Annotated in this window: 19 protein-coding genes; 8 read left to right on the top strand and 11 right to left on the bottom strand. The window is 69.7% G+C overall.

The window, feature by feature from the left end; translation table 11 throughout:
- Positions 1 to 83: 83 nt before the first annotated feature.
- The 4 genes from ITJ57_RS04235 to ITJ57_RS04220 all read left to right on the top strand — a co-directional run bounded on the left by ITJ57_RS04235 (position 84) and on the right by ITJ57_RS04220 (position 3,719).
- Positions 84 to 1,550 (top strand): MFS transporter, encoded by a 1,467-nt coding sequence (locus ITJ57_RS04235; protein WP_194668996.1) that lies wholly within the window; start codon positions 84 to 86, stop codon positions 1,548 to 1,550.
- Positions 1,551 to 1,615: 65 nt separating this feature from the next.
- Complete coding sequence (locus ITJ57_RS04230; protein WP_194668995.1) at positions 1,616 to 2,188, top strand: winged helix-turn-helix domain-containing protein; 573 nt, start codon at positions 1,616 to 1,618, stop codon at positions 2,186 to 2,188.
- 26 nt (positions 2,189 to 2,214) lie between these two features.
- The gene (locus tag ITJ57_RS04225; protein ID WP_194668994.1) at positions 2,215 to 3,312 is read left to right on the top strand and encodes a serine hydrolase; all 1,098 of its coding nucleotides are present in this window, start codon (positions 2,215 to 2,217) and stop codon (positions 3,310 to 3,312) included.
- The gene (locus tag ITJ57_RS04220; protein ID WP_194668993.1) at positions 3,309 to 3,719 is read left to right on the top strand and encodes a hypothetical protein; all 411 of its coding nucleotides are present in this window, start codon (positions 3,309 to 3,311) and stop codon (positions 3,717 to 3,719) included. Before ITJ57_RS04225 ends, ITJ57_RS04220 begins: the two co-directional genes overlap by 4 nt.
- Before the next feature lie 18 nt (positions 3,720 to 3,737).
- Here ITJ57_RS04220 and ITJ57_RS04215 read toward each other — a convergent pair whose 3' ends face one another.
- The 4 genes from ITJ57_RS04215 to ITJ57_RS04200 are packed head-to-tail and all read right to left on the bottom strand — an operon-like array spanning position 3,738 to position 7,278.
- Complete coding sequence (locus tag ITJ57_RS04215; RefSeq protein ID WP_194668992.1) at positions 3,738 to 4,154, bottom strand: RbsD/FucU family protein; 417 nt, start codon at positions 4,152 to 4,154, stop codon at positions 3,738 to 3,740.
- Between the two features lie 49 nt (positions 4,155 to 4,203).
- Complete coding sequence (locus ITJ57_RS04210) at positions 4,204 to 5,043, bottom strand: amidohydrolase (protein WP_194668991.1); 840 nt, start codon at positions 5,041 to 5,043, stop codon at positions 4,204 to 4,206.
- Positions 5,043 to 5,996 carry an aldo/keto reductase gene (locus tag ITJ57_RS04205; protein ID WP_194668990.1) on the bottom strand — a complete coding sequence of 318 codons (954 nt, stop codon included), beginning with the start codon at positions 5,994 to 5,996 and terminating at the stop codon, positions 5,043 to 5,045. The genes ITJ57_RS04210 and ITJ57_RS04205 overlap by 1 nt, the downstream gene beginning before the upstream one ends.
- A complete protein-coding gene (locus tag ITJ57_RS04200) occupies positions 5,989 to 7,278 on the bottom strand; it encodes an L-fuconate dehydratase (RefSeq protein ID WP_194668989.1) in 1,290 nt (429 codons plus the stop codon). Before ITJ57_RS04200 ends, ITJ57_RS04205 begins: the two co-directional genes overlap by 8 nt.
- Positions 7,279 to 7,459: 181 nt before the next feature.
- Between ITJ57_RS04200 and ITJ57_RS04195 the strand changes: the two genes are divergently transcribed.
- Entirely contained in the window at positions 7,460 to 8,371 is a 912-nt protein-coding gene (locus ITJ57_RS04195) for a fumarylacetoacetate hydrolase family protein (RefSeq protein WP_194668988.1), read from the top strand.
- On the top strand, positions 8,368 to 9,138 hold the full coding sequence (locus ITJ57_RS04190) for an SDR family NAD(P)-dependent oxidoreductase (RefSeq protein WP_194668987.1): 771 nt from the start codon (positions 8,368 to 8,370) through the stop codon (positions 9,136 to 9,138). The genes ITJ57_RS04195 and ITJ57_RS04190 overlap by 4 nt, the downstream gene beginning before the upstream one ends.
- A gap of 124 nt (positions 9,139 to 9,262) precedes the next feature.
- Here ITJ57_RS04190 and ITJ57_RS19280 read toward each other — a convergent pair whose 3' ends face one another.
- Entirely contained in the window at positions 9,263 to 9,925 is a 663-nt protein-coding gene (locus ITJ57_RS19280; RefSeq protein ID WP_228506471.1) for a MarR family winged helix-turn-helix transcriptional regulator, read from the bottom strand.
- A gap of 53 nt (positions 9,926 to 9,978) precedes the next feature.
- Between ITJ57_RS19280 and ITJ57_RS04180 the strand changes: the two genes are divergently transcribed.
- On the top strand, positions 9,979 to 10,740 hold the full coding sequence (locus ITJ57_RS04180; RefSeq protein ID WP_194668986.1) for a hypothetical protein: 762 nt from the start codon (positions 9,979 to 9,981) through the stop codon (positions 10,738 to 10,740).
- Positions 10,741 to 11,035: 295 nt separating this feature from the next.
- Here ITJ57_RS04180 and ITJ57_RS04175 read toward each other — a convergent pair whose 3' ends face one another.
- From ITJ57_RS04175 to ITJ57_RS04150, 6 genes are all read right to left on the bottom strand, one after another.
- Positions 11,036 to 12,247, bottom strand: coding sequence for a family 1 glycosylhydrolase (locus tag ITJ57_RS04175; RefSeq protein ID WP_194668985.1), 1,212 nt, complete (start codon positions 12,245 to 12,247; stop codon positions 11,036 to 11,038).
- Between the two features lie 97 nt (positions 12,248 to 12,344).
- Positions 12,345 to 14,114 carry an ABC transporter ATP-binding protein gene (locus tag ITJ57_RS04170; protein ID WP_194668984.1) on the bottom strand — a complete coding sequence of 590 codons (1,770 nt, stop codon included), beginning with the start codon at positions 14,112 to 14,114 and terminating at the stop codon, positions 12,345 to 12,347.
- The gene (locus tag ITJ57_RS04165; protein ID WP_194668983.1) at positions 14,111 to 15,031 is read right to left on the bottom strand and encodes an ABC transporter permease; all 921 of its coding nucleotides are present in this window, start codon (positions 15,029 to 15,031) and stop codon (positions 14,111 to 14,113) included. Before ITJ57_RS04165 ends, ITJ57_RS04170 begins: the two co-directional genes overlap by 4 nt.
- Positions 15,028 to 15,999, bottom strand: a complete 972-nt coding sequence (locus ITJ57_RS04160) for an ABC transporter permease (RefSeq protein ID WP_056011596.1) — start codon at positions 15,997 to 15,999, stop codon at positions 15,028 to 15,030. The genes ITJ57_RS04165 and ITJ57_RS04160 overlap by 4 nt, the downstream gene beginning before the upstream one ends.
- Positions 16,000 to 16,007: 8 nt before the next feature.
- On the bottom strand, positions 16,008 to 17,684 hold the full coding sequence (locus ITJ57_RS04155; protein ID WP_194668982.1) for an ABC transporter substrate-binding protein: 1,677 nt from the start codon (positions 17,682 to 17,684) through the stop codon (positions 16,008 to 16,010).
- A gap of 152 nt (positions 17,685 to 17,836) precedes the next feature.
- The gene (locus tag ITJ57_RS04150; RefSeq protein ID WP_194668981.1) at positions 17,837 to 18,958 is read right to left on the bottom strand and encodes a LacI family DNA-binding transcriptional regulator; all 1,122 of its coding nucleotides are present in this window, start codon (positions 18,956 to 18,958) and stop codon (positions 17,837 to 17,839) included.
- Positions 18,959 to 19,176: 218 nt separating this feature from the next.
- Here ITJ57_RS04150 and ITJ57_RS04145 point away from each other — a divergent pair, with 218 nt between their 5' ends.
- Positions 19,177 to 19,977 (top strand): isocitrate lyase/phosphoenolpyruvate mutase family protein, encoded by an 801-nt coding sequence (locus tag ITJ57_RS04145; protein WP_194668980.1) that lies wholly within the window; start codon positions 19,177 to 19,179, stop codon positions 19,975 to 19,977.
- Positions 19,978 to 19,999 lie beyond the last annotated feature (22 nt).

Here is a 19,999-nt window from a genome sequence, read left to right as displayed (position 1 = left end):
CAAATGTAGAGTTTAAGATGGTCGACCGCAAGGGCCGGTCCGTGCGCTACCGGCCGTTCACCGCGGAGCACTAGCCTCGGTGCATGAGCACGACACCCCCAGGTGGCACCGACGGCACCGGCAAGCGGAGCGGCACCGGCGACGACACGCCACGCCTCGGATCCCGCCCCCGCAACTTCCCGCCTCCACCGCTCGTCGATCCGGACGCGGCGGCGGCCACCGTGGACCTCGACACCTCGCAGGTCGCCGCCGTGAAGGCGCAGTCGGGACGCAAGGGACGCATCTTCGCGTGGAGCCTCTGGGACTGGGGTTCCGCCTCCTTCAACGCCGTCGTCACCACCTTCGTGTTCACCGTTTACCTGACGAGCGACGCCTTCGGCGAGGAGGCCGCGGTGTCCGCCTCGCTCGGATGGGCACTCGCCGCCGCCGGCTTGCTGATCGCGATCCTCGCGCCGGTCGTCGGGCAGCGGTCCGACTCGGCCGGCCGACGGAAGTTCTGGCTCGGCTTCAACACCTACGTCGTCGTCGCGATCACCGCGCTCCTCTTCTTCGTCGCACCCGATCCGAACTTCCTCTGGCTGGGCCTCGTGCTTCTCGCGGTCGGCAACATCGTGTTCGAATTCGCCGGCGTCAACTACAACGCGATGCTCGCGCAGGTCTCGACGCCGTCGTCCATCGGCAAGGTCTCGGGCCTCGGCTGGGGCATGGGGTACATCGGCGGCATCGTGCTGCTGCTCGTCGTGTACTTCGGCTTCATCTCCCCCGAGGTCGGCCTGTTCGGCGTGACGGGCGACGACGGCATGGACGTCCGGGTCGCGATGCTCGTCTCGGCCGCCTGGTTCGGGATCTTTGCCCTCCCGGTGCTGTTCGCGGTGCCCGAGTACCACGCACCCCAGGCCGTCGCCCGACCGCACGTCGGGTTCTTCGCCTCCTACGGCGTGCTCGCGAAGAGCATCGCGGAGCTCTGGCGCGACAGCCGGCAGACGCTGTACTTCCTGCTCGCGAGCGCCGTGTTCCGCGACGGCCTCGCGGGCGTCTTCACCTTCGGTGGTGTCCTGGCCGCAGGCACCTTCGGCTTCTCGCCCGGCGAGGTCATCATCTTCGCCATCGCCGCCAACGTCGTCGCCGGCATCGCGACCATCACGATCGGCCTGCTCGACGACAAGGTCGGCCCGAAGCCGGTCATCGTCGCGTCGCTCATCGGCCTCGTGATCGCCGGCAGCGCGGTCTTCGTCCTGCACGAGGGCGGTGCGACGATCTTCTGGATCTTCGGGCTCATGCTCTGCCTCTTCGTCGGCCCGGCACAGTCCGCGAGCCGCTCGTTCCTGGCACGGATCATCCCGGAGGGCCGTGAGGGCGAGGTCTTCGGCCTCTACGCCACGACCGGGCGCGCCGTCTCCTTCCTCGCACCGACCGCCTTCGCCCTGTTCGTCACCCTCGGCGGCGAGCAGTTCTGGGGCATCCTCGGCATCGTGCTCGTGCTCCTGGTGGGCCTCGGACTCCTCCTCCCGGTCCACGCGAAGCAGGGCCGGCTCTCCGCCCGCCAGTGAACCGAGGCGGGTGACACCGCCCCAGCCTCTTGATTTCGTAATTACGTTATTTGTACACTTGGGTCATGACGACCGTCGACCCTGATGATCACGAGGCACGCCTCCGTCGGCTCGAGGCCGCGGTCTTCGGAGGGCCGAACGGCGACGATCAGACCGCCGAGAACTCCGACGACGTCCCGCCGGACGCCACCTCCGACGACACGTTCTGGGCGCTCCGCGGACTCGAACAACGGACCGCGTCGCTCGAACACGGTGCCGTCCTGTTCACCGGATCCGTCGTCGCCGGCGGGGCACCGGTCAAGTGGCAGTACGCCAGGGCCACCGATGACCTCCTCTCGCTCGGCGAGGACGCCGGATCCGCCGACGTCGCAGCGTCCGTCCCGATCGCGACGACCGCCGCACGACTCGCGGCCATCGGGTCGCCCGTCCGCCTCCGGCTGCTCCTGGCCGTCGCGAACGGCACGACGGCCCTCACCGAGCTCGGCGAGCTCGAGGGCATCGGCACCACCGGCCAGATCTACCACCACGTCCGGGTGCTCACCGCGGCGGGGTGGCTGCAGGCCGCCGGACGAGGACGCGTCGCCGTCCCGCCCACGCGGCTGGTACCACTGCTCGTCGCCGTCGCCGCCATGGAATGACCACCGAACCACGGAGAGGACTCAGCATGACCACCCCAGCAAGCCGCGCGTCCCGATCCAGACGGGTCTGGATCATCGCAGCGGCCAGCACGGCCGTCGCCCTCGCGATCGGCCTCGTCTTCCGGCCGGGCCCGTCCACCCTCCCGGCCGAGGCGACGGGTGACGCGGAGCTCGCAGCGACCGTCCGCGAACTCGCCGGCTCGGATCACCGGGCCCTCCTGGCCGTCGTCGTCACCCCGGACGGCACCCGCACCACGACGATCGGCGCCCAGTCGGACACCCGGTTCGAGATCGGTTCGGTCAGCAAGGCCTTCACGGGGCTGCTGCTCGCCGACGCGATCGAGCGTGGCGAGGTCGCCCCGGACACCACGCTCGGCGAACTCCTCGAACTCGGCGACGCACCCGCCGCCGATGTGACCCTCGAGCAGCTCGCGACCCACAGCTCAGGGCTCCCCCGGCTCCCGATCGACCTCTCGACCATCCTCTCCTCGAGCTGGTTCGCGCTCACGACGGCGAACCCCTACGGCGAAGACCTCGACCAGCTCCTCGAGCAGGCCCGGTCCGCTTCCCTGGACACCCCGAAGGGCACCTACTCCAACCTCGGCTTCGAACTCCTCGGCGCGGCGCTCGGAGCGGCAGCCGGCACGAGCTACGCCGCACTGCTCGAGGAGCGGATCACCGGTCCGATGGGACTCGACTCGACGGCCCCCGTGGGCGATGCGGCCGAGCTCGGCGACCTCGACCTCCTCGGTGAGACCGCCGGCGGACGGACCGCCGACGCATGGACCGGCACGGCGATCGGACCTGCCGGTGGCATCCGCTCGGACACCGAGGATCTCGCCCGCTTCGCGGAACGTCTGGCCGACGGCAGCGCGCCGGGCATCGAGGCACTCGAGCCGAAGGCGGCGTTCGGCGATCGTGAGATCGGATGGGCCTGGATCGTCGACCGCGAGGCCATCGACGGCGACGACCTCGTGTGGCACAACGGCGCGACGGGCGGGTTCGCGTCCTTCGTCGGCGTCGTGCCGGCGACCGGCACCACGGTCGTCCTCGTCTCGGCCACCCAGCAGTCGGTCGACGCGGCAGGCGTCGCCCTCCTCGAGCAGATCGGAGCAGGACGATGACCGAGATCCTCATCCCCGTGGTCGTGTCACTCGTCATCGCCTGGTTCGTCGCCCTCCAGGTCGTCCATGCGTGGTCGACGGGCCGGTGGGCCACGACCGATCGCCATCGACTGGTCGTCGACGCGGTCGACAGCATCGTGATCCTCGCCCTCGTCCGTGCGCTCGCCTCGCCGGTCGGTGTCTGGTCGTGGGTCTGGGTGCTCGCGGTCGCGATCACCGGATTCGGGCTGGCCGGCGCAGCCCTGCGCTGGCGCTCACTCCCCTGGCACGCACCCAAGCCGAAGCGGTCGCTCGATGAACACGGCGCGACGATCGAGACCCCCGTCGAGCCGCGCACCCGCCGTCAGCAGATCACTGCAGGGATGTACGCGGCGGTGGGCATCGCGATCGTCGCGCTCTGCTGGTGAGTACGACGCGGGTCGGGCTCAGGCGCCGGGCGTCACGAGCCCCTTCCGCAGGGTCACGTTCCCGTACTTCCGGGTCTCACCGGTGCGGATGATGAGGAACGCCGTCGCCGCCTCGTCGTAGTAGGCGAAACGGTCGACGAAGCGCGCCGCGTCCTCGGTCGTGCCGGCGGCGGCGATGAGTTCGCGCTGCACCTCGAGCACCGTCCCGTCGGCGCTCGTCATGAGGTCGAGGACCGGCTCGTCGTCGAGCGGGATCACGGTCCGCACCGCCCGCAGCACTTCGGGTGTGGACAGCGTCGGCAGCACGACGACGCGCGCGCCGAGCCGTGCCGCAGGGAAGTGCGCGTCCGCGATCACCACCGCGTCCGAATGTCCCATCGCGTCGAGGTGCAGCAGCAGCTCGCCGCTCAGCATCGGATCGATCCCTGTCAACATGGTGACCTCCTCGTCGGTCTTTCGATCATGTCAGTCTGTCCGTCCACCGTCACGCCACGTCGTCCAGTCGGTACACCCGCGCGGCGGTTCCGCCGAGCAGCAGGTCCCGTTCAGCTGTCGAGAGCGTGCCGACCAGCTCGGTCAACGCCGCCCAGACGGGCGCATACCCGCCACTCGTGAGGGTGATCGGCCAGTCGCCACCGACCATGAGCCGATCGGGACCGAATCCGTCGAGTGCGACGTCCCACGCCCGCCGGGCATCATCGGCAGCGAACCGACGACCGGCCGTGCTGAGCCCCGACACCTTCGCGACGGTGTTCGGCAGCGCGGCGATCGCCCTCAGCTGCGCCGACCAGACGTCGAACCCCGCAGGGTCGGTCGGTGGTTTCGCGAGATGGTCGACGACGATCGTCAGGTCCGTCACCGCTGCTGCGAGCGCCGTGGCATCGGCGAGCAGCCGCGGGAAGGCGTTCGGCACGTCGAGCACGAGGTCGCGCTCAGCGAGCAGCACGGCCAGCCGACGCGCGTCCGGTGTGGCCAACAGGCCGTCGCGCGGGTCGTCGTGGAGGAGCTGGCGCACCCCGCGGAGCAGGCGTCGATCCGCCCAGCGGTCGAGCAGGCGCTCAGCGCGCACGGCATCGTCGATCGGCACCCAACCCACGACGCCTGCGACCCAGTCGTGCGCCTCGGCCGTGTCGAGCAAGAACTCCGTGTCGGCCTCCGTGTCGTCCGCCTGGACGAGGACCGCCGCGTCGACACCGGCCGCACGCAGCTCGGCTCCGGCCTCTTCGGCCGTGACATCCCGACGCAAGGCCTCATCGGCACCGTCGAGCCAGCGGTACCCGTCGGCGCGGTTCCAGAGGTGCAGGTGCGCGTCGACCGTGCGCATCAGCCGAGGAGTCCGCTGGCCTGGAGCTCTGCCCAGAACGTCCCGGGGATGGGCGCCTCGAAGCGCTCGATGTTCTGCACCATCTGCTCCGGGCGGGAGGCACCGACCGCGACCGTCCGCACGGCGGGATGCCGCAGGGGGAACTGGAGCGCGGCGGCGGGCAGCTCGACGTCGAACCGGCGACACACCTCGGCGATGGCGACCGCGCGGTCGAAGACCGCGGGTGGGACGGCGCCGTACTCGTACCGACCGTCCGGATCCGGCACCGAGCGTGCGAGCAGCCCGGAGTTGAACACCGAGGCGGCCACCACCCCGACCCCGTGGTCGAGACAGGCCGGGAGCACCTCCGCCGCGGCGGGCTGCTCGGCGAGCGTGAACCGACCGGCGATCATGATGAGGTCGGTCAGCCCGGTGCGGACGGCGGCGAGGAGCGCCTCGACGTCCATCGAGCCGATACCGACGGCTCCGACGAGCCCCTCGTCACGCAGGGCGGCGAGCGCCGGGATGCCCTCTGCGATCCCGGACTCCGGGTCATTGCGTTCGGGGTCGTGGAGATAGAGCACGTCGACGTGGTCGAGTCCCAGACGTTCGAGGGACTCGTCGAGGGAGCGACGCACACCCGACTCGCTCGCATCCCATTCGCGCCGCAGGGTCGCCGGGACGACGAAGTCGTTGTCGGTGTCGAGCGTCCCCGCGCCGTCCGGGTTCGGGACGAGCAGGCGCCCGACCTTGGTGGACAACACGTACTCGTCGCGCGGCTTCGTGCGGAGGAAGGCACCGAGTCGGCGCTCGGACAGGCCGAGTCCGTAGTGCGGTGCGGTGTCGTAGAACCGGACGCCGTGCTCCCAGGCCGCGTCGAGGATCGCCCAGGCCTCGTCGTCACCGAGCTCCCGGTAGAGGTTGCCGAGGTTGGCGGCGCCGTAGGCGAGGCGGGGGACGAGCAGCTCAGGCATCGGCAGCCCGGAACGTGAACTCGGCGATCGACGTCGCGAGCATCTCGGAGCCGCCACCCGGGGCGAGGGGCGCGCGGTACCGGCCGGCGACGATCTCCACCGGCTCGACGAAGTGCTCGTGGAGGTGGTCGACGAACTCGATCATGCGTCCATCCTCGCTGCCGGAGACGGCGATGAAGTCGAACATCGAGAGGTGTTGGACGGCCTCACAGAGACCGACGCCGCCGGCATGCGGGCACACGGGCACGCCGAACTTCGCCGCCAGCAGGAGGATCGTGACGTTCTCGTTGACCCCGGCCACGCGGGTCGAGTCGATCTGGAGGACCTGGAGGGCGTCCGCCTGCAGGAACTGCTTGAACATGATGCGGTTGGCCATGTGCTCGCCGGTCGCCACCGGGATCGGGGCGACGCCGCGAGCGATGGCCGCATGGCCGAGGATGTCGTCGGGGCTCGTCGGCTCCTCGATCCAGGCGATGTCGTACGGAGCGAGTCGCGCCATCCAGTCGATCGCCTCGGCGACGTCCCAGCGCTGGTTCGCATCGACCGCGATGCGGATGTCCGGACCCACCGCGTTCCGGGCGATGGCGAGGCGACGGACGTCGTCCTCCACGGCACCACCGACCTTGAGCTTCACCTGCGCGAAGCCGTCCGCGACGGCCTCCCGGCAGAGACGGTCGAGCTTCTCGTCGGAGTATCCGAGCCAGCCGGGCGTCGTCGTGTAGGCGGGGTAGCCGGCGGCGAGGAGGGCTTCGGTGCGGGCCGCGCGGCCGGGTTCCGCGTCCCGGAGGATCTCGAGCGCGTCGTCGCGAGTGAGGACGTCGCTCAGGTAGCGGAAGTCGACGAGTTCGACGAGCTGCTCCGGCGTCATGGTGGACAGCAGCTGCCAGAGCGGCAGACCCTCACGTTTCGCCTTGAGGTCCCAGAGGGCGTTCACGACGGCACCGATCGCCATGTGCATGACGCCCTTCTCCGGTCCGAGCCAGCGCAGCTGGGAGTCGTAGACGAGCTCACGCCAGAACGCGCCCATCGCGTCGAGGATCGGCTCGACCTCGCGCCCGAGGAGGTGCTCGCGGAGGGCATGGATGGCGGCCACCTCGACGTCGTTGCCCCGGCCGATCGTGAAGACGAAGCCGTGACCCTCGTGACCGTCGTCCGCGTCGGTGACGAGACGCAGGTACGCGGCCGAATAGTCGGGGTCCGGGTTCATGGCGTCTGAACCGTCGAGGGTGGTCGAGGTCGGGAAGCGGACGTCATGCGTCTCGAATCCGATGATGCTACTCACGGCGGTGTGCTCCTTCGGCTGGTGCCCCGAGCATAAACATCCGATGTCTGTGCTGTCAATGCTGGGATCGACCCGCGAATCCACTCCTATCGTCGACATCCTCGGGGTAGAGTTCAGACGTTATCGGCTAGGAGGCCGGGTCCCTCGCCTACGGACACCCGGCGGAACCGGAAGGATCAGCATGCGCTTCGCCAGACTCGGCCCCGTGGACGAGGAGATCCCCGTCGTGTATTCGGGCGACACCGCCCACGACCTCCGATCGATCACCGCCGACGTGGACGGGGTGTTCCTCGCCGGCGGCGGTGTCGAACGGGCTCGCGCCGCACTCGAGTCCGGCGCCCTCCCCGTGCTCGACGACGCGGGATCCCTCCGGATCGGCGCACCGATCGCGAGGCCGAGCGCCGTCGTCTGCATCGGGATGAACTACGCCGCGCACGCCGCCGAGTCGGGATCCGCGCCACCCGAGATCCCGATCATGTTCCTCAAGACGCCGAACACGGTCGTCGGCCCGAACGACGACGTCCGCATCCCCCGCGGCAGCACGAAGACCGACTGGGAGGTCGAGCTGGGCGTCGTCATCGGCGAACGCACCTCGTACCTCGACAGCCCGGACGAGGCCCTCGGGCGCATCGCCGGCTTCGTCACCGCGAACGACGTCTCGGAGCGGGACTTCCAACTGGCGGTGAGCGGCGGGCAGTGGTCGAAGGGCAAGAGCGCTCCTGGATTCAACCCGACCGGCCCCTGGCTCGTGACGCCGGACGAGGTCGACGCCGGCGCCCTCCGCCTGCGGAGCTGGGTCAACGGCGAACCGCGCCAGGACTCGACCACGGCCGACCTGATCTTCGACGTCGCCACCGTGATCTGGCACCTCAGCCAGTACCTGCAACTCGAACCCGGCGACCTCGTCCTCACCGGCACGCCGGAGGGGGTCGCCCTGTCGGGCCGGTTCCCCTACCTCTCGGCCGGCGACGTGTGCGAGATCGAGATCGAGGGGCTGGGCCGACAGCGGCAGCGCTTCGTCGATCCGGTTCCCGGGGTCGCACCGGCCGCGAAGCCTGCGGAAGCCCTCGCAGCAATGGAGGCCGGCCGATGAGCGACTCGGAGACGGGCGTGTTCGCCGGACTCGTGGCCGTCGTGACCGGCGGAGCCTCCGGCATCGGGGCGGCGATCGTCGACCGCCTGGCTGCGGACGGCGCGAAGGTCGCGATCCTCGACCTCAACCCCGCCGCAGACGGGGATTCCGAGAGCCGACTCTCGGTGCGCACGAACGTCGCCGACGACGCCTCCGTGCGAGCGGCCGTCGACGCCGTCGTCGCCCGGTTCGGTCGCCTCGACATCGTCGTGAACAACGCCGGGATCGGCGCGCAGGGCAGCGTGGAGGACAACGACGACGAGGAATGGCACCGTGTCTTCGACATCAACGTCGTCGGCATGGCCAGGGTCGCCCGGGCAGCGCTCCCCCACCTGCGCGAGTCGCCCGCCGCATCGATCGTGAACACCGCGTCGATCGCGGCGACCGCCGGACTCCCGCAACGCGCGCTCTACTCCGCGACGAAGGGTGCCGTCCTCTCGCTCACCCGGGCGATGGCCGCCGACCACCTGCGCGAGGGCGTGCGGGTGAACTGCGTCAACCCCGGCACGGCCGACACCCCGTGGGTCGGGCGTCTGCTCGACAGCGCCGACGACCCGGCCGCCGAACGCGCAGCCCTCGAAGCACGGCAGCCGCACGGCCGTCTGGTCTCGGCGACCGAGGTCGCGGACGCCGTGGCCTACCTCGCGAGTCCGCGGTCCGGCTCGACGACCGGCACCTCGATCGCCGTCGACGGCGGCATGCAGGAACTGCGCCTGCGTCCCCAGTAACGCGAGGTCGCGCTCGACTCGGTGGTCCAGAACTCAGGCGCGAGTCGGCGCGTCCGACCGCTGCGGAGACGATCCAGCTCGACCCGCCGGGACGCTCCTGAATGGTGAACCACGGAGTCGAGGCTCAGGCGGGCGGGTCCGCGACGTCGGGGCGTGGCCACGCGGCGACGAAACGCTCGAGGAAGGCGGCGAACTGCGCCGCCTCCTCGGACGTGAAGTCCGCGAGCGCCGTGGTCACCGCTTCACGCCGCCCCCGGTGCGCCTCCTGCAGGACCGCGCGACCGGCGGCACTCAGCTGCACCACACTCCGTCGTCCGTCGTTCGGGTCGACCGCGCGGGCGACCTCGCCCCGTTTCGTCGCCTCGGCCACGAGTCGGCTCGCGCGCGGCTGATCGACCCCGATCGCCTCGGCGAGCGCGCTGATACCCATGCCACCGGACGCCGCCTCACGAGCGAGCGCGTCCAGCATCCGGAACCGCGCAGCCTGGGCGATCGCCTGCTCGCGCGGATGCCGGGTGCCACCGCCGGAAGCCCAGGGCCCACCGACGCCGGGCCCGAAGCCCGGACCACGCCCGCGTCCGCGCTCGTCCCCGCCGCCGTGGGCTTCGTGGTGGTGGTCTCCTCCGTGCTCATCGTGATGACGATGCCCGGGGCCGCCACGCCCGCCGCGGCCGCCGAACCGACGGCCTGCCTGGTCCCGCCGGATCTGAGTGAGGGCCTGTTCGATCAGCTCCACCGGGTCGCTTGCTGTGGGTTCGCTGGGCTGCGCTTGACGATCGTCGGACATACATGTCATTATACATTTACATGTAACAGAGCATGCAAATAAGGAGACCACTCATGAACACCCCAACGACTTCCCCAGAGCAGTCCACCAGCCAGTCCGCCCAACGCCCGCTCGGCTTCTGGCTCCGCACCGTCGACCACGCGATCAAGCACTCGATGCACGATGTGCTCGCCGAGGACGGCCTCGGTCGCCGAAGCTGGCGCACCCTCGAGCTCATCGCCTCCGGCGCGACGGGCGTCGACGAGATCGACACGTCACTCCCGCACCGTCGCGGACCGCACGGCCCCGGAGGATCCGGTCGCCGCGGCGGGTTCGGCCCCGGTCGCGGATTCAGCCGTCCTGAGCACACCGCTGAGACGGCGACCGACACCGACGCGGCCGAGCGTCCGAGCGATCACGAGCACGGCCACTCCGGCCACGACCGTGCCTTCGGACACGGCAGGCCCGCCGGGCGCGACTTCGGCCGTGACCACCGCTCCGGCGGTGCACCGTTCGGCCCGGGCCACCACCGCGGACACCGCGGACCCCGTCGCTCGACCGCCGAGATCGTCATGGACTTCGCCGCGCGCGGCTGGGTCACCGTGGACGCCGACGGCATCACCCTGACGGACGCCGGCCGCGAGGCGCACGACGCGCTCCGCACCAAGGTCGACGCAGTCCGCCAGACCGTCGCCGACGCCGTCTCGCCCGAGGACCTCGCGACCACCGTCGCCAGCCTCGGAAGCATCGCCCGCGCGTTCGGCTGGGACGCGCGCACGGCCCGCGGACGCGGCCCAGGTGGTCGCTCCGGTCGCGGCCCTCGCGGCGACCGCTGATCGGTCGCCGGCGTCACCGGCCCATGCAGGCAGACCGCACCGGACCACCACCCGAAGAGCCCCGGGCAGCAACCGCTGCCCGGGGCTCACTCCGTTCGTCCCGCCTGTCCCTAACTCAGGACCTCACCGCGTGTCGGCACCCACCGGCACCCGGGGCCCTCCGACACGCCGCACCTCTCCTGAGTTGGAGAAAACGCGTTCCTCGCCAGACCCATCCGTCCCTAACTCAGGACTTCGCCGCGCGTCGCCGCCCTCCGGTACCCGGGGGCCTCCGACACGCCGCACGTCTCCTGAGTTAGGGACAGGACAGGGCAGCAGCGATACTCCGCTCGTCGGTCAGGCCGTTCGCCTTCGCGACGTTCCCGAGCCACGCGAGACTCGGCTTCGGCGTCCGTACGAAGGTCTCGCGGTCGACGGCGATGAGCCCGAAGGTCGGCCGGAATCCACTCGCCCACTCGTAGTTGTCGAGGGCACTCCAGTGGAGGTAGCCCTCGAGCTGGATGCCGTCCTGGATGCACGCGTGCAACTCGCGCAGCGCACCGTCGGTGTAGTCGATCCGACGCGTGTCGTCGGAGGTCGCGATGCCGTTCTCGGTGATCATGATCGGCACGCCACCAGACAGCTCCCACGCGCTCCGCACACCCTCGGCGGCAGCCGGCGGGTAGAACTCCCACCCGGTGAGGGTCGTCTCGACGCCGTCCTCGACGGGCAGCGGACCCTTCGGCCCGATGAACGTGCGCGTGTACGCCTGGACACCGAGGAAGTCGTCGCCTGCGGACTGCTCGAGGTACCAGTCGTCACGCGGGTAGCCGTACTCGCGGAGCATCTCGTCCGAACCGGGTTCACCGTTCGAGCGGAACGCCTGGGTGGCGATGGTCCAGCCGGACTTCAGTCCCGAGACCTGTGACAGGACCTCACGCGAACGCTTGTGCGATTCGAGCAGCGCGTCGGCGACGAAGAGGTCCGGATTGGGGAGCCCGTACGCGACGAGGTTCGCGGCGTCCTCACCACCGGCGAGCATCGCGGCGATGTTCGGCTCGTTGATCGTGCAGACGTGCTCGACGCCCTCGCCGACGATCGGCAGGGTCAGCTCGGTGTAGCGCGCGAACAGGTCGGCGGCGTCCTTCGCCCGCCAGAACCCGTCACGCTCGAACCAGCGCGGCACCGTGAAGTGCATGAGCGTGACGACCGGGTTGAGGCCGAGCTCGTGCGCGGTGTCGACCATACGCCGGTAGTGGTCGACCTCGGCGCGCGACACGACACCGCGTTCGGGCTCGATGCGTGCCCACTCGATGCTGAAGCGGTAGGTGTTGAGCCCCGCGTCGGCGAGCAGCTGCATGTCCTCGCGGTAGCGGTGGTAGCTGTCCATCGCGTCGCCCGAGGGCTCGACGATGTTCGTCCCGGCTTCGTGCTCGTGCACCCACCAGTTGCTGTTGATGTTGTTGCCCTCGATCTGGTGGGCGGCGGTGGCGGCGCCCCAGAGGAAGCCGTCGGGGAAGGTCAGCACGGGTGTTGCTCCTGTTTCGTGTTCGTGGTTGGGCCCTTCGACGAGCTCAGGGACCGGAAGTGGTGTGGCCCCTCGACAAGCTCAGGGACCAAGGGGCTCAGCGCTTGGCGCGCGCCGGGTTAGGGACCGCGTCGAGCAGCTGGATCGTGTACGGATCCTGCGGGTGCTGCAGGACGTGCGCGGTCTCGCCGCGCTCGACGACGCGACCCTGGTTGAGGACCATGATGTTGTCGGTCACGAGTCGCGCCGACAGCAGGTCGTGCGTGATGTAGAGCATCGACACGCCCCACTGCTCGCGCAGGTCCTCGAGCAGGGCGAGCACGCCGGCCCGGAGCGACACGTCGAGCATCGACACGGGCTCGTCGGCGATGAGCACCTGCGGGTCACTCGCGAGCGCCCGGGCGATCACGACACGCTGCCGCTGTCCACCCGACAACTGGTGCGGCAGCTTCGCCGCGAACTGCTCGACCGGCGAGAGGCCCACCGTCTCCAGGAGCTCGAGCACGCGCCTGCGGACCGCGTCGCCCTTCAGCCCCGTGAAGTTCACGACCGGGCGGGTGAGCGTGTACTCGACGGTGTGGAGCGGGTTCAGCGCCGCGTACGGGTCCTGGAAGATCATCTGCACGTTCTTGTGCAGGTTCCGGATGCCCTTCCGGTTCAGCTGGGCGACGTCGAGGTCGCCGAACCGGACCGCGCCGGACGTCGGCTTCTCGATGCCCGTGATGAGCTTCGCGATCGTCGACTTGCCGGAGCCCGAGGCGCCGACGAGGGCGAGCGACTGCCCGGGTTCCAGCGTGAACGACACGTCGTCGACGGCCGTGACCGCGGACTCTCCACGGCGCGGCGGCGGGTAGATCTTCGAGACGGCGTCCACGATGACCGCCGACTCCGCCGAACGACCGGCGCGCGACGAGGCCTTGCCCGACTCGGAGCTCGCGCTCGTCGCGGTCGGGACGCTCGTCGTGGTGCCGGAGACGGGAGCCGTCCCGCGGTTCGCCCGCGACGGGAAGCCGGGCAGTTCGACGACCGCGGCACGCGGGTCGGCGTAGTGGCTGAGCAGCATCCGGGTGTACGGATCCTGCGGACGCTCGAGGATGTCGCGACTCGGGGCGTCCTCGACGATCCGGCCCTCATGCATGACGAGGACCCGCTGCGTCGCTTCGAGGACGACGCCGAGGTCGTGGCTGATGAGGATGGCGGTGAAGCCCTCCGACTGCTGCAGCTCGGTGATCGTGTCCATGATCGCGTGCTGCACGAGCACGTCGAGCGCGGTGGTCGGCTCGTCGAACACCATGAGTCGCGGTTCGAGCGAGAGGGCGAGCGCGATGGACACGCGCTGGCGCATGCCGCCGGACAGCTCGCCCGGGAAGCGGGCGAGGACCTGCGGGGTGAGCCCGACCTTCTCGACGAGCTCCGCCATCCGTGCGTCCCAGCGGTCGCGGGAGACGTGCCCGTGGGCCTTGAAGATGTCGACGAAGTGGTTGCGGATCGTGCGGACCGGGTTGAGCGCGTTCATGCCCGACTGCAGCACCATGGCGAACCCGCCCTGACGCTGCTCGCGGAGCGCTTCCTCGCCGAGCTCGCGGATGTCGGATCCCCCGAAGAGGATCTGGCCACCGTTGATGCGGGCCGGCGGCTTCTGCAGCCGGGTGGCAGCGAAGCCGAGTGTGGACTTGCCCGAGCCCGACTCGCCGACGAGGCCGATGAACTCACCGGCACCGACGGAGAATGACACGTGGTCGACGGCCTGCACCGGTGCGGCACCGACGGACTCGTAGACGACGGACAGGTCACGGACCTCGAGCAGCGCTCCCGTGCCGGGGGCCGGAGCCGGTGCGCTGTCGGCCTGGAGGTTGACGGCGTTCATCGGGACTTCCCTTCACGGAGGCGCGGGTTGCTGATCGCGTCGACACCGAAGTTGATGAGGGTGAGGCTCATCGCGAGGAGCGCGATGCAGAGACCGGGGGCGAACAGGAGGATCCACTGACCGGTGAGCAGGGCGTTGGAGTTCTGCGCCCAGTAGAGGATCGTTCCCCAGCTGACGATCGACGAGTCGCCGAGTCCGAGGAACTCGAGGCCCGCCTCGGCCAGGATCGCGCTCGTCGCGGCACCGAAGAAGCCACCGGCGATGAGCGAGGTCATGTTCGGGAGGATCTCGTTGAACACGATGCGGAACGGGCGGTCGCCGGAGAAGCGGGCCGCCGTCACGAAGTCCCGCGAACGGAGCGACTGCGTCTGACTGCGGAGCACGCGGGCTCCCCACGCCCACCCGGTGATGACGATGACCGCGACGATCATCACCAGTCCACCGTTCTGGAGGTACGCGGCGATGACGATCATGAGCGGCAGACCCGGCACCACGAGGAACAGGTTGACGATGAAGTTCACGACCTCGGCGCCGAAGCCCTTGATGTAGCCCCAGCTGAGGCCGATCAGGACCGCGACGATCGTCGACAGGATGCCGGCGATGAAACCGACGGTGACGCTGATCTGCGAGCCGTAGATGAGCTGACTGAGGACGTCCTCGCCCGCCGCCGTCGTCCCGAACCAGTGCTCGGGGCTCGAGTCGGCGTTCCGCGGGAAGCCGTCCTGGCTGGCACCGTACGGGGCGAGGAGCGGCGCGAAGATCGCCACGAGGATGAAGAAGCCGAGGATGATCAGGCCGAGGCGAGACTTCCAGTTGGCCCAGAGCGTCGCCGCCGAGCGACCGATGAAGGCGAACTTCCTCGGCGGACGGACGGCCTCGTCGGACTGCAGTGTCTTGACGTGCTGTGTGGTGGTCATCGGCGGGTCCTTGGGTCGAGTACGCCGTACAGGATGTCGACGAGGAAGTTGGCGACGAGCACGCTCACCGTGATGAGCAGGAAGAGCGCCTGCATGAGCGGGTAGTCCTGACCGATCACCGCGTTGAACAGGAGGAAGCCGATACCGGGGTATCCGAACACCTGCTCCACGAGGATCGAGCCACCGACCACACCGCCGAGCGCGAGCCCGAAGCCGGTGAGGTTCGGGAGGATCGCGTTGCGGGCCGCGTACTTGACGGCCACCGTGCGACCGCGGAGCCCGTTCGCCTCGGCGAAGGTCACGTAGTCGTCACCGAGCGTGTTGATCATCGCGTTGCGCATGCCGATGATCCACCCGCCGAGGCTGGTGACGAGGATCGTCAGCGCCGGCAGCACCGCGTGGTACGCGACGTCGACGATGAAGTCCCAGGTGAAGGCCGGTGAGGCCGTCGGTCCGAAGGCGCCCGAGGTCGGGAACCAGTGGAGGACGTACCCGGCGAAGAACAGCAGGAGCAGCGCGGTCCAGAAGTACGGGAACGTGCTCGCGAAGGTACCGGTCAGGGTCGGCAGGGCGTCGAGCCAGGTGTTCCGTCGCCAGGCCGCCAGCACGCCGATGAGCGTGCCGAGGATGAACGCGACGATCGTGACGATGCCGAGCAGGATGATCGTGTACGGGAACGCCTGCCAGATGAGTTCACCGACGGACTGTGGGAAGAAGGTGTAGGAGACCCCGAAGTCGAGGGTGACGACCTGGTGGAGGTACGTGACGTACTGCTCCCACAGGTTGCCACCGGGGACACCGAGCTGCGCCTCGATCGCCGCCCGCGTCGCCGCGGAGACGGGACCGTTCTGCGCGAGCTTCGCGATCGCGGCGTCGGTCGGGGAACCCGGCATCAGCCGCGGCAGGAGGAAGTTCAGCGTGACGGCCGCCCACAGGGTGAGGACGAAGAGGCCGAGTTTGCGCACCATGTACACGGTCACTCACCGTCCTTCCGGAGCTTGAGGTGCGTGAACACGAGGAGCGGGGTCTGGTCGTAGGTCTGGAGCGGCGCGTACGGGTTGTCCGCGTCGGGCCAGCCGGTGAACTTCTTGTCGTTGTAGAGGCCCCAGAGTCCGCCGTAGTACATCCCGATGACCGGGAAGTCGCTGTAGACGATCTGCTGCATCTGGTGGCTCAGCCCCAGGCGGGTCGCCTCGTCGGTGGTCGCCTTGTACTGGGCGAGCAGCGCGTCCATCTGCGGGTTGCGGTAGCGACCGAAGTTGCTGGACGTCGTCTCGCCGAGCGGCTTCGCGAACTCGCTGTTGAAGCTGTTGTTGAAGCCCTGGAACATGATGCCGTTGCCCATGCCGCCCATCGCGACCTCGAAGGTGCCGCTCTGGATGGCCTGCTGGTAGCCCGGGGGCTGCGGCTGCTTGATCTGCACGTCGATGCCGAGGGCACCGAGTTCCTTGCGGACCTCCTGGACCGCGCGCAGCCAGTCGGCGTAGCCGTTGGCCGTCGTGATCGAGAAGCTGAACTGCTTGCCCGCCGCGTCGACGAGCTTGCCGTCCTGCTGTGTGTATCCGGCGGCGGCGAAGGCTTCGAGGGCCCCGGCGGTGTCCTGAGTGATCATGCCCTGGTTCGGCAGGGTCGGGTCGAGTTCGTCCTCCTGGTTCGGGAGCATGAGGCTCGACTGGCCGGCCGCGCCGAGGTAACCCTCCGTTGCCGCGTCGGCGATCTTGTCGCGATCGAGCGCCAGGGCGATGCCGCGACGGACGTCGACGTTGTCGAACGGGGCGACGTCCATGTTGGGCACGAGCCCGATCACGCCGCCCGGCGGGAACCAGAACTTGTTGTGGTCGTTGGCCGCACCCCAGGTGCCTTCGACGTTCGACAGGAACGAGTAGGCCCAGTCGAAGCCCTTCGTCACGATGTCGAGCTCGCCGGTGGCCGCGGGGATCACGAGGTGGTTGACCTCGATCTTGTCGGCCTGCCAGTACGTCTCGTTCTTGTCCATCGTGTACTGCTGGGAGGTGTAGTTGCCGAGGACGTAGGGGCCGGTGCCGACCGGGTTCGGGTTGCGCCAGGTGTCGGGGCTCTTGACGTCCTTCCAGATGTGTTCGGGGACGATGAGCGTCTGCGAGACGATGTCGGCCGCGGGGGCGTCGTCGTCGAGCAGGTGCATGATGACGTGCTGGCCCTTCACCTCGATCGTGTCGATGTGCTGCCAGGCGCCCTTCTGGTCGAGCGTCGGGTACTGCTTGATGAGGTCGAAGGTGAACTTGACGTCCTCAGGCGTGAAGGCCTCGCCGTCCGACCAGGTCGCACCCTCGCGGATCGTGTAGTCGATCGTGCGCGCGTCGGGGAGGTCGACCTTCTCGGCGAGCCACGGCGTCTCCTTGCCGTCGAGCACGTTGATGATCACGAGGGGCTCGTAGATGTAGCTCGAGGCCGAGCGCTTGTTCACGAGGTAGGGGTTGAAGTTCCGCTCGAGCATCGGGGTGCCCTTGTCGGAGGCCAGCAGCATCGTGTCGGCGGGGATCGAGGGATCCGGCTCGCTCTTGATCTGGATGCTGCAGCCGGAGACGAGCAGGGCCGCCGCGGCGATCATCGCCGCCGCTCCGAGTCGTCTGCGCCTGCGGACCTTGGTCCGCTCGTGCGTCGTGTGCGTCATCGCCACCGTCCTTGCTGAAGTCTGTACCCGTTGAGTGTAAGCGCATACATTGCCCTGTGCAACCCGTGTCGTATTTCCCTAACTCAGGAAGGGCTCGGCGTGTCCGCCAACGCACTCGCGCTCCGCGGGCGACACGCCGCTCACGTCCTGAGTTAGGGAAGGGACACGGTGACGCCCGACTCGGAGCTCTCCCGGAGGAGGACCTCGACCGGCAGGCGGACGGACATCGCCGGGAGCTTCGGTTCGGCCAGTCGGCGGGTGAGCGCCTGCACCGAGACCCGGCCGAGGGTCTCCATCGGCTGGCGCACGGTCGTGAGCCTCGGCGTCGAGAGGCGGCCGGCGTCGATGCCGTCGAAGCCCGTGACGATGAGCTCGTCCGGAACCGCCACCCCGGCGATCCGGGCGGCGTCGATGACCCCGAGCGCCATCTGGTCGTTGGCGCAGACGACCGCTCGCGGCAGGCCACCCCGGTTCAGCAGCTCCCGCCCCACCCGGCGACCGCCCTCCCGCGTGAAGTCGCCGCGCAGCGTCGGCGCCTCCGGGACGCTCAGTGAGCGCTCGGCGAGCGCCGCCTGGAAGCCGCTCCAGCGTTCCGCGTCGTCGGGCGAGCCGAGACTGCCCGACACGTACTCGAGCTCGCGGGCACCGAGGTCGTCGATGAGGTGCGCCGTGAGGGTCCGCATGCCCTCGGTGTTGCTCACCGAGACGTGGTCGAGGTCGTCGCCGCGACGGGGCCCGGCCATGACCACGATCGGGACGTGACGCGACAGCCTGGCGAGCTCCTCCTCGCTCGCGCTGCCGGCGAGGACCATCAGCCCGTCGACGCGCCCCGCCATGTCGCGCACGGTCTGCGTCGCCGTCGACCCACGGCCGACACCGACGAGGAGGGCGAAGCCGCTCCGCCAGGACTCGAGCTCGCACCCGCGCAGGACCTCGTCGAAGTACAGGTTCAGCGTCCTCGTGTCGGTCCGTTCGGGGATGTCGCGGACGACGCGGGCTCCCCCGGCAGCGGCCTCGTCACCTTCGAGCGCGATGTCGCCGAGGTCGTCCATGGCGTCGAGCCCCTGGAAGAACAGCCCGATGACACCGGTGCGCCGGGCTGCGAGCCCACGGGCGGCACCACTCGGGACGTACCCGAGTTCCGAGACCGAGGCCAGCACCTTGTCGCGGGTGGCCGGCTTCACGTCGTCCGGACGACCGAGGACCCGCGAGACGGTGGCGATGGAGACGCCCGCGTGGTGCGCGACGTCGTAGACCGTCGGCGGTTTCGTCATGGGAACGCCTTCCTTCGGGGACCAATGATACGCACGGCATCACGATCGCCCGGTCGGCGACGGCCCCGTGATGTCGTGCGGCGGAGGACCGTCTTCCGTGACGGGACACGGCTCTCCGCCCGGTTCGTGCCATCCCAGGACCGCATCGAACCCGAACGTTCGCTGAATTCCGGACGCTTGTCGGACAGCTGGTGGAGGGACGCTGCCAGACTGCGGAGATGACCGATCTGCAGGCGAAAGCCACCCTCCTCAACGCCCTCCACCAGCCGGGCACCCCGCTCATCGTGACCAACGTGTGGGACGCCATCACCGCCAAGGTCGTCTCCGAGGCGCCCGGCGTGGCCGCCCTCGCCTCGGCGAGCCACTCCGTCTCCAACGTGCGCGGCCTCGAAGACGGCGGCGGGCTCGACGTCGACGAGGCGATCGCCGCCGCGAAGATCATCGTGAGCGCCGTCGACCTGCCGGTGACGATCGACTTCGAGAAGGGCTACGCCGACGACGCCGCCGGTGTGCGCGAGAACGTCCGTCGCCTGATCGTCGAGGCCGGTGCCGTCGGCATCAACCTCGAGGACTCCGTCGGCGCCGCGAAGGCGCCCCAGTTCCCGATCGAGGAGGCAGCGGCCCGTGTCGCCGCCGCCCGCGCCGGAGCCGAGGACGCGGGTGTCCCGCTCGTCATCAATGCGCGCGTCGACACCCTCGCCGGCGACCCTGAGGCGTGGGACGAGGCCGTCGCACGCGCCAACGCCTACCTCGAGGCGGGTGCCGACGTGATCTTCTTCCTCGGACTCGGCACGGAGGAGCTCGTCGCGAAGGCGATCGAACAGGTCCACGGCCGCATCTCCGTCATCGGCCACCCGGGCGCCGTGCCGCTCAAGCGCCTGGCGGAGCTCGGCGTCTCCCGGGTCAGCTTCGGACCCGGCACGCTCGGCCTGACGCTCGCCGCCCTGCAGCGCGCCGCGACCGGCCTCACCGAGCTCGGCGAGTACCCCGACGACCTCGGCTTCTCCTTCGAGCTCTGAGCCTCGCGGGCACCTGACCCCA

It is taken from the genome of Plantibacter sp. VKM Ac-2880 (genome assembly GCF_015351235.1).
In the GTDB taxonomy this organism is placed as follows: Bacteria; Actinomycetota; Actinomycetes; order Actinomycetales; family Microbacteriaceae; genus Plantibacter.
The sequence above is the reverse complement of the archived record's forward strand: the minus strand, read 5'-3'. Positions and strand labels throughout refer to the sequence as shown.